General features: G+C 49.3%; 1 protein-coding gene. It reads left to right on the top strand.

The genetic code is table 11. The features are described from left to right. Positions 1–309 precede the first annotated feature (309 nt). Positions 310–1,257 (top strand): LysR family transcriptional regulator, encoded by a 948-nt coding sequence (locus PX481_RS17905; RefSeq protein ID WP_002763558.1) that lies wholly within the window; start codon positions 310–312, stop codon positions 1,255–1,257. Positions 1,258–1,472 lie beyond the last annotated feature (215 nt).

Raw genomic sequence — 1,472 nt, 5'->3', positions numbered from 1 at the left:
CCCTGAAAATTAGGTAACTGACTACCTCAAAATCGGTAAAACCCTACACCCCACACCCCACACCCTGCCCCCAGGAAAAACTTTTTGCCGCAGACCCTAATTGGTTAAGCTAAAAGCTTTGATGTGCTTAGTTTCTAACCTTCTTTTGAGGTAGGAGAATTGCCAGATTCTGTCTTTTGCACGAGTGCCTGTTGCCCCTTGCCTTCAGAAGCTGATAACTGAGAAAACGGTAGCAATTTCTACCAAAAGTCAGAATAAAATTCGTTATTGTCATAAGGTCATGACGGAATGTAATTAAAAACAGAAAGAATGCGGATCGAGCAGTTGCAAGCCTTTTTAGCCGTAGCCGATACGGGCAATTTCGGTCAAGCCGCGCGCCAGTGTGGAGTCACCCAATCGACTATCAGCCGCCAGATTCAATCCCTAGAAACCGATTTGGGCTTACCTCTTTTTCATCGTACCGCCCAAGCGAAATTAACCATTGCCGGGGAGAAATTGCTACCCCGGGCGAAACGAATTTGTCAAGAATGGACGAATGTTCACGAGGAAATCACTGACCTACAGGCGGGAAAACAGCCAGAATTGTGCGTGGCGGCGATTCATTCCGTGTGCGCCCATTATTTACCGCCGATTTTGCCGAAATTTTGTGCTGAATACCCAGAAGTTCAGTTAAGAGTTACAGCCCTAGGCAGTGATCGCGCCTTAAAAGTGCTGCGGGATGGTTTAGTAGATCTGGCCTTGGTAATGAATAATCGTTTTCTCACGTCTAGCCCGGAGATGGTGGTAGAAATATTATATGAAGAAGCGATCGAAATTCTCATGGCCGCTAATCATCCCCTTGCCCAATACAAAGAAGTGCCATGGTCGGAATTAATCCCCTATCCGCAAGTGGTTTTCAAAGATGGCTACGGAATGCAAAGATTAGTACAAGAATGGTTTTCCCGTCAGGATGCCCACCTGAAAACTGTCATGGAATTAAACACCCTTGATGCTTTTCGCGGTGTGGTGCGTCAGGGTAATATTATCGCTCTTCTGCCCCAATCTGCCCTGATGGAGGCTCGTGGCGATGCCACCCTCGCCATTCGTCCTCTTGCTTCCCCTAGTGGCGAAAATCCCCATCCTAATAATGGTAAATTTAGTCATCGTCTCACCCGTCAGGTAGTCCTTGTCACCACCAGCGATCGCCTACAGATACCACCGATCGCTCATTTTTGTCAATTAGTGCGGCAAATGAAGCCAAGTCTGGTTAAAAGCTGAGAAAATCCCCCTGTCCAGCCTTAAGAATCCCCATCAATCCTATTTAGGGTTTGCTGAAAAAGCTTTTCCTAGGAGCAGGGTGTGGGGTGTGGGGTGTGGGGTGTGGGGCGTGGGGCGAGGGGTGTGGGGTGTGGGTTGGGGGGTGTGGGGGGTGGGGTGTGGGGTGTAGGGTGTAGGGGGTGGGGTGTGGGGTGTAGGGTGTAGGGTGTGGAGTG

It is taken from the genome of Microcystis sp. M53603_WE2, assembly GCF_030065435.1.
Note: the sequence above shows the minus strand (reverse complement) of the source record. Positions and strands in the feature narration are given on the sequence as shown.

Coding starts and splice junctions, on each gene's coding strand:
- PX481_RS17905 (WP_002763558.1), top strand. CDS start 310: ATGCGGATCGAGCAGTTGCAAGCCTTTTTAGCCGTAGCCGATACGGGC.